Origin of the sequence: Streptomyces anatolicus, assembly GCF_019400875.1 — a bacterium.
Taxonomy (GTDB): domain Bacteria; phylum Actinomycetota; class Actinomycetes; order Streptomycetales; family Streptomycetaceae; genus Streptomyces; species Streptomyces anatolicus.
The window spans coordinates 1-6,973 of sequence record NZ_WMBF01000335.1 but is presented as its reverse complement, the minus strand read 5'-3'; the positions used below and the strand labels follow the sequence as shown (position 1 = coordinate 6,973).

The window sequence follows — 6,973 nt, the reverse complement described above, 5'->3', positions numbered from 1 at the left end:
CCCGCTTCACCACCCCCGCCGCGCAGTGCCCGATCATCGCGCCGGAGTGGGAGGACCCCAAGGGCGTACCGATCTCGGCGATCCTCTTCGGCGGCCGCCGCGCCACGGCGGTCCCGCTGGTGACCGAGTCCTTCGACTGGCAGCACGGCGTCTTCCTCGGCGCCAACGTGGCCTCCGAGAAGACCGCCGCCGCCGAGGGCAAGGTCGGCGAGCTGCGCCGCGACCCGTTCGCCATGCTGCCGTTCTGCGGGTACAACATGGGCGACTACATGGCGCACTGGGTCAAGGTGGGGGCCGACAAGGACCAGGCGAAGCTGCCGAGGATCTACTACGTGAACTGGTTCCGGAAGAACGCGGACGGCAAGTTCGTGTGGCCCGGCTTCGGTGAGAACTCCCGCGTCCTGAAGTGGATCGTGGAGCGCCTCGACGGGAAGGCCGAGGGCGTCGAGACCCCCATCGGCGTCCTGCCGACGGTGAACTCGCTCGACACCGACGGCCTCGAACTGGCCGACGACGACCTGGAGTTCCTGCTCACGGTCGACAAGGAGGCCTGGCGCGAGGAGGCCGCCCTGATCCCCGAGCACCTCAACACCTTCGGCGACCACGCGCCCAAGGAGCTGTGGGACGAGTACCGCGCGCTGGTGCGGCGTCTCGGCTGAGGCAGTTGGGTGGCACCCGGTCCGCGGCCTCACCGGCCGCGGACCGGGGCCGATCAGGAGGCGCCGACCAGGCGCGTGGCGGCCGCGTGGGCGTCCATGCGCTCGGCGGCGAGGATCGCCGCCGAGGTGTCGGCGCGGGAGGCCGCCACGACCAGGGCGCGGCCCGCGAGGGCGTGGGCGCGCTGGTGCAGGGCGGTCAGGTGCGGCTCGTGGATGGCGGCGGCCACGGAGGACCGTGCGGGCTGCTCGCCGCGGCGCAGCCGCGCCACCTGGAGGGCAAGCTGCTCGGCGGCGGTGTCCAGCTCCGCGTCCGGGGCGAGGGCGCGCAGCTCGTCGGTGACGGCGAGGAGCGCGGCGAGGTGCCCGGAGAGCTGGATGTCCAGCTCTTCCTCGCGGGAGCGGTGCGGGAAGCTCGCGTCGTCGGCCATCGAGTGGACCGACTTGGTGCGGATCGGCTCGTACATGGGTGGCCTCCAAGCGGTATGGGGACCATCCTATCTTAGATTCCGTCTAAAGTTGAGCGCGGTCCGGGCGGGCCTGTCGCGGCCGGACCGCGCCCGTCACGGCTGGCTGTAGCCGTCCAGGAAGTGGCCGATCCGGGTGATCGCCTCCGTGAGGTCCGTCGCTGTGGGCAGCGTCACCACGCGGAAGTGATCGGGCTCGGTCCAGTTGAAGCCCGTACCGTGTACGACCATGATCTTCTCGGCGCGCAGCAGGTCGAGGACCATCTGTCGGTCGTCCTTGATCTTGAAGACCTTCGGATCGAGCCGCGGGAAGAGATACAGCGACCCCTTCGGCTTCACACAGCTCACGCCGGGGATCTGCGTCAACAGGTCGTACGCGATGTCGCGCTGCTCCAGGAGCCGCCCGCCCGGCAGCACCAGGTCATTGATGGTCTGGCGCCCGCTCAGCGCCGCGACCACGCCGTGCTGGCCCGGCATGTTCGCGCACAGGCGCATATTGGCCAGGATCGTCAGGCCCTCGATGTACGAGGTCGCGTGCGCCTTGGGCCCCGAGACCGCCATCCAGCCGACGCGGTAGCCCGCCACGCGGTAGGCCTTCGACATGCCGTTGAAGGTAAGGGTCAGCAGGTCGGGGGCGATGGCGGAGGTCGGGGTGTGCGTCACACCGTCGTAGAGGATCTTGTCGTAGATCTCGTCCGAGCAGACCAGGAGGTTGTGACGGCGCGCGATGTCGGTCAGGCCGCGGAGCATCTCGTCGCTGTAGACGGCGCCGGTCGGGTTGTTCGGGTTGATGATCACGATCGCCTTGGTGCGGTCGGTCACCTTGCGCTCGATGTCGGCGAGGTCCGGCATCCAGTCGGCCTGCTCGTCGCAGCGGTAGTGCACGGCGGTGCCGCCGGAGAGCGAGACGGCCGCGGTCCACAGCGGATAGTCCGGTGCCGGTACGAGGACCTCGTCGCCGTCGTCGAGCAGGGCCTGCATGGCCATCACGATCAGCTCGGAGACGCCGTTGCCGATGAAGACGTGCTCGACGTCGGTCTCGATGCCGAGGGTCTGGTTGTGCATGACCACCGCGCGGCGGGCCGCGAGGAGGCCCTTCGCGTCGCCGTAGCCGTGCGCGTCGCCGACGTTGCGGAGGATGTCCTCCAGGATCTCGGTCGGGCACTCGAAGCCGAAGGCGGCGGGGTTGCCGGTGTTGAGCTTGAGGATGCGGTGGCCTGCCGCTTCCAGCCGCATCGCCTCCTCCAGCACGGGGCCCCGGATCTCGTAACAGACGTTGGCGAGCTTCGTCGACTGGATGACCTGCATGGCGGCGAGCTTACGGGGTGTTCCGGCGGGCGGGGGAGCGGATTTCCCCGGCCGGTTCTTTGGGTGCGGGCTCGTTGTGGCTGGTCGCGCAGTTCCCCGCGCCCCTTACGGGGCGGGTCGAGGCGGTCTTGTCCCTGCGGAGGCGAGGCCCAACAATGCGCATGACAAAACACTCGACTGAACTGTCAGCGGAGGGGACCCCCCACATGAACAAGCCTCTCGTCGGTGCGTGTTTCGCCGTGCTCTTCATTGGAGCGACGGCGGGGCCCGCGACGGCCGTCGGTCATGAGACGTCCGTCAAGCCGAAGGCCAAGGCCGTCGACTTCGCCGGGACCGTGGCGCTCAGCAACTGCTCCGGATCCGTCGTCCGCGTGCCCGGCTCGCAGTCGGGAGACCCCGCGTTCGTCCTGTCGAACGGCCACTGCCTGGAGAGCGGCTTCCCCGCGCCCGGCGAGGTCGTCGTCGACAAGCCCTCGTCGCGGAGCTTCACCCTGCTGAACGCCTCGGGCGGCCGGCTCGGGACGGTCAAGGCCAGCAAGATCGCGTACGCCACCATGACCGACACGGACATGTCGCTCTACCAGCTGACCAGCACCTACCGCGACATCGAGAGGAAGTACGGGATCAAGGCGCTCGAGCTGAACGCGGCGCGGCCCGAGCAGGGCCGGGCGATCACCGTCGCCTCCGGTTACTGGAAGAAGATGTACAAGTGCGGCGTGGACGGCTTCGCCTACCGCCTCAAGGAGGGCAGCTGGACCTGGAAGGACTCGGTCCGCTACACCTCCGCCTGCCAGACGATCGGCGGCACCTCGGGCTCCCCGGTGATCGACGACGCGACCGGCAAGGTCATCGCGGTCCACAACACCGGCAACGACAGCGGCGGCCGGTGCACGGACAACAACCCCTGCGAGGTCGACGAGAACGGCAAGGTCACCGTGCGCGAAGGCATCAACTACGGCCAGCAGACCTACACGCTCGTGCCGTGCGTCGGCATCGGCAACAAGATCGACCTGGGCCGGCCCGGCTGCACGCTGCCGAAGCCGGCCGGAGGCCTTCGGTAACCGCCGGGAACGGTTCGCCCGAGGCTCAGGGCCTTAGGCCGCCGGTGCCAGCTCGGCCCTGCCGAACAGCAGGGCGTAGCCGGGCGGCAGTAGGCTCAGCAGGCGGTCGACGAGCTGCTCGTCGACCGCCCGTGCCAGGGTGGTCAGGACGGAGCTGACGTCCCATCGGGCGGTGGCCGGCGTGGCGCCGTCGAGCCGCAGCGCCACGCTCTCGACGAACTCCGGTGCCGTGAGCCGCCGCGTCACGGGCACCTCGTCCGCGATCACCTTCGCGGCCTCGACCGGCAACTGGCTCGCCAGGTCGACGCGTTCGTCCCCGACCACGTGGCCGCCGAGGGCGGACAGGACGGCGCGCGTCACGCGCTCCGCCTCCGCCTCGGTGGCGTACTGGCCGCACTCCCGTACCGCCGCGATGAGTTCGCTCCATCCCATCGAGTCGTTCTCCTCCGTTTCGTGTGGTCGACCGCCGGCTCCGTCCCGTCGGTCGTCGGTTCGGCTCGGTTCGGTCGTCGGTTCGGTCGTCAGCCGCTGATCTGCCTGCGTCCGCTTCCGCCGCCGCTGATCTGGATCTTGCGCGGCTTCGCCTGCTCGGCCACCGGGATGCGCAGGGTCAGGACGCCCGCGTCGTACGAGGCGTCGATCCGCTCGGTGTCCAGGGTGTCGCCGAGGAACAGCTGACGGGAGAAGGTGCCGGTGGGGCGCTCGGCCGCGATCATCTCCACGCCCTCGGGGGCGGGGGCGCGGCGCTCGGCCCGTACGTTCAGCACGTGGCGTTCCACGTCCAGGTCGATCGACTCCGGGTCGACGCCCGGCAGATCGAAGTGGACCACGAAGTCGTCGCCCTCGCGGTAGGCGTCCATCTGCATTCCGGCCGGACGCGCGCTGTTGAAGACCTGCTGGGCGAGACGGTCGAACTCGCGGAACGGGTCGGTGCGCATGAGCATCACGGGTCACTCCCTTCCTCAGGTACTGGGTGCGATGCCCTACGTTTTTCTATATAGCCCGGAGGAAGAAAATTGACAAGGCCGGACTCAGGTCCGGTTCCGGACGCCCGCCGTGGCGCGGCGCGGGTCCGGACCTGAGTCCGGGGCGGTCAGTGATCGGAGTAGCTGAGGTCCCCCACGGTCCAGGCGCTCACGTCCTGGATCGGGATGCGGTACATCCCGCCCGTCTCCGGCAGGGCCACGCTGCCCTGAAGGATCCGGGCCAGGTGGAAGTGCAGGTGGGTGGGGGGCGTGGTGTCCCGCGGCGGAGTGGCGGAGGCTCCGTCGGCCTCGAAGACGGAGGCGAACGGACCCAGCTGGTCCGAGTCCTTGAGGACTTCGGCGACGCGTCGGCGCCACAGGGACTCGGGGGCCAGCCGTCCGGTGATGACGGCGCCGGCCACGACCACGGTGAGGGACATCTGATTGCTGTGCTCGGACTCCACCAGGGCGGCGATGTCTACGAGCAGTTCGTCAGGCTTCGACATGACTGGTGAGCCTACCGAGGGGAGGGCGCGTGTGGGTGCCCCGATCCCTCCTCCTCCGGTCCCGAAAATCTATCGCGGCTGGAGTAGACATGCGTAACCGCCGTTGTTAGAGTTCCTGGTGTAGTCATAGACATGCAGTCGAGACAAGCAAGACAAGCAAGAGAGGAGTGGACGCCATCAGGATCGCCTGAGCGAGGTTCGTCGTCGCTCGGGTACCGCAGACCCCGGATTGGAAGGTGGTCCCCGGTCACGCATCCGCGATCCCCGCATCCCCGCCCCTTCGGGCGGCCGTGCGGAAACAGAGAGCCGGCGCACACGGCCGGTAGATGGTGTTGAAACCCCTCGGGGCCTGGTGCCGTAGCGGCACCAGGCCCCTCGACGCGTTCCAGAAAAGGTGCAAATGCCCCCAGAGACCCTGACGCAAGGCCCCGACCGGTTCGACGACGAGGATTACCCCGCCTACACGATGGGCCGGGCCGCCGAGATGATCGGCGCCACGCCCGGCTTCCTCCGCGCGGTCGGCGAGGCCCGCCTGATCACCCCGCTGCGCTCCGAGGGCGGCCATCGCCGCTACTCCCGCTACCAGCTGCGCGTCGCCGCGCGCGCCCGCGAACTCGTCGACCAGGGCACGCCGATCGAGGCTGCCTGCCGCATCGTCATCCTGGAGGACCAGCTGGAGGACGCGCTGCGCCTCAACGAACAGCTGCGCCGCTCCACCGTCGGTTCCGAGGGGGTGCCGTCCTCCTGAGGGCGCCGTCGGCGAAACGCTGCGCCTGACGCCGCCGGATATCTGTGACGGCAAATGCAGAATTTCGCGTGATGCGCGGTGAGGGTTTATCGGCCGACCGGCTGAACGATAAAGAAACCCCTGCGCCGTCGGCGACGGCATGCTACTGTCGTTACCAGTTGCAGTTGTGGTTCCCAAGAGACTTCAAGTGCTCAGTCGACGTTATGGTGTCGGCGGGGCACTTTGTATTGCCGGTCATTACCGGACGGGGTAATCATTGCGGCGACGCGGAGTTCGCACAGTGTGGACTCCACGGGCACTGCCCCGAAGGAGATATGACATGGCTACTGGCACCGTGAAGTGGTTCAACGCGGAAAAGGGCTTCGGCTTCATCGAGCAGGACGGCGGCGGCGCCGACGTCTTCGCTCACTACTCGAACATCGCCACCCAGGGCTTCCGCGAGCTGCAGGAGGGCCAGAAGGTGACGTTCGACGTCACGCAGGGCCAGAAGGGCCCGCAGGCCGAGAACATCGTTCCCGCCTGACGCTGACGCGCACTTCGTAGCTGGGGCCCGCACCTTGGGTGCGGGCCCCAGCTCGTTCTGTTTCCGGGGAAACCGCTCCCCGAAGATCTGACGCAACACTCCAGACACCCCGGTGAATCCGCCCGGAGCGTGTCCTCTCTTGACCGGCCGCTCTCGGACTGATTCCGGCGGCCGGAATTATGTTTCATTTTTCCCGGCCGTTCCTGCAATTCTCGACACCGTCACGGTGTCGGTATGAATTCCTCGATACGCGCCGCATCGAGGAAGGTTCTTCATGAACCGCTCAACTCGCACGAACGGCCGACAGGGCAGCCCCCGCTCATCCGGCGGCTTCCGCTCCTCGGAGGGCTCCCGCTCCGGCGGCGGCCCCCGCTCCGGTGGCCCCCGCTCCGGCGGACGGTCCTACTCCAAGGGCCCCTCGCGCCGCCCCGCCGCACTCCAGGGAGAGTTCGCCCTCCCGGTCACCGTCACCCCGGCCCTGCCGCCCGTCGAGGACTTCGCCGCGCTCGGCCTGCCGGACGGCGTGGTGCAGACCCTCACCCGCCTCGGCGTCACCCAGCCCTTCCCGATCCAGGCGGCCACGCTGCCCAACTCCCTCGCGGGCCGTGACGTCCTCGGCCGCGGGCGCACCGGATCGGGCAAGACCCTCGCCTTTGGCCTCGCCGTGCTCGCCCGCACCGCCGGACAGCGCGCCGAGCCCCGCCGCCCCCTCGCCCTGGTCCTCGCACCCACCCGCGCG

General features: G+C 69.0%; 10 protein-coding genes. 5 read left to right on the top strand and 5 right to left on the bottom strand.

Annotation, left to right across the window (positions count from 1 at the left end; genetic code table 11):
- Positions 1–659 (top strand): phosphoenolpyruvate carboxykinase domain-containing protein (locus tag GKQ77_RS24025; RefSeq protein WP_219691013.1); only part of this gene is annotated, 659 nt, incomplete at its 5' end.
- A gap of 53 nt (positions 660–712) precedes the next feature.
- Here GKQ77_RS24025 and GKQ77_RS24020 read toward each other — a convergent pair.
- Both GKQ77_RS24020 and GKQ77_RS24015 read right to left on the bottom strand, forming a co-directional pair.
- On the bottom strand, positions 713–1,123 hold the full coding sequence (locus GKQ77_RS24020; RefSeq protein WP_219691012.1) for an SCO4983 family protein: 411 nt from the start codon (positions 1,121–1,123) through the stop codon (positions 713–715).
- 96 nt (positions 1,124–1,219) lie between these two features.
- The gene (locus tag GKQ77_RS24015; protein ID WP_219691011.1) at positions 1,220–2,431 is read right to left on the bottom strand and encodes a pyridoxal phosphate-dependent aminotransferase; all 1,212 of its coding nucleotides are present in this window, start codon (positions 2,429–2,431) and stop codon (positions 1,220–1,222) included.
- A gap of 206 nt (positions 2,432–2,637) precedes the next feature.
- Between GKQ77_RS24015 and GKQ77_RS24010 the strand changes: the two genes are divergently transcribed.
- Positions 2,638–3,492 carry a S1 family peptidase gene (locus GKQ77_RS24010; RefSeq protein WP_219691010.1) on the top strand — a complete coding sequence of 285 codons (855 nt, stop codon included), beginning with the start codon at positions 2,638–2,640 and terminating at the stop codon, positions 3,490–3,492.
- Positions 3,493–3,525: 33 nt separating this feature from the next.
- Here GKQ77_RS24010 and GKQ77_RS24005 read toward each other — a convergent pair whose 3' ends face one another.
- The 3 genes from GKQ77_RS24005 to GKQ77_RS23995 all read right to left on the bottom strand — a co-directional run bounded on the left by GKQ77_RS24005 (position 3,526) and on the right by GKQ77_RS23995 (position 4,963).
- A complete protein-coding gene (locus GKQ77_RS24005; RefSeq protein WP_219691009.1) occupies positions 3,526–3,924 on the bottom strand; it encodes a DUF2267 domain-containing protein in 399 nt (132 codons plus the stop codon).
- A gap of 89 nt (positions 3,925–4,013) precedes the next feature.
- Positions 4,014–4,436: an Hsp20/alpha crystallin family protein gene (locus GKQ77_RS24000; protein WP_219691008.1), complete on the bottom strand. Its 423-nt coding sequence runs from the start codon at positions 4,434–4,436 to the stop codon at positions 4,014–4,016.
- A 149-nt stretch (positions 4,437–4,585) separates the two neighbouring features.
- On the bottom strand, positions 4,586–4,963 hold the full coding sequence (locus tag GKQ77_RS23995) for a GvpU-like protein (protein ID WP_219691007.1): 378 nt from the start codon (positions 4,961–4,963) through the stop codon (positions 4,586–4,588).
- Between the two features lie 400 nt (positions 4,964–5,363).
- Here GKQ77_RS23995 and GKQ77_RS23990 point away from each other — a divergent pair, with 400 nt between their 5' ends.
- From GKQ77_RS23990 to GKQ77_RS23980, 3 genes are all read left to right on the top strand, one after another.
- Entirely contained in the window at positions 5,364–5,711 is a 348-nt protein-coding gene (locus GKQ77_RS23990; RefSeq protein ID WP_219691006.1) for a MerR family transcriptional regulator, read from the top strand.
- A 319-nt stretch (positions 5,712–6,030) separates the two neighbouring features.
- On the top strand, positions 6,031–6,234 hold the full coding sequence (locus tag GKQ77_RS23985) for a cold-shock protein (RefSeq protein WP_010986199.1): 204 nt from the start codon (positions 6,031–6,033) through the stop codon (positions 6,232–6,234).
- 274 nt (positions 6,235–6,508) lie between these two features.
- The coding region (locus GKQ77_RS23980; protein ID WP_219691005.1) for a DEAD/DEAH box helicase at positions 6,509–6,973 on the top strand (465 nt) is incomplete at its 3' end.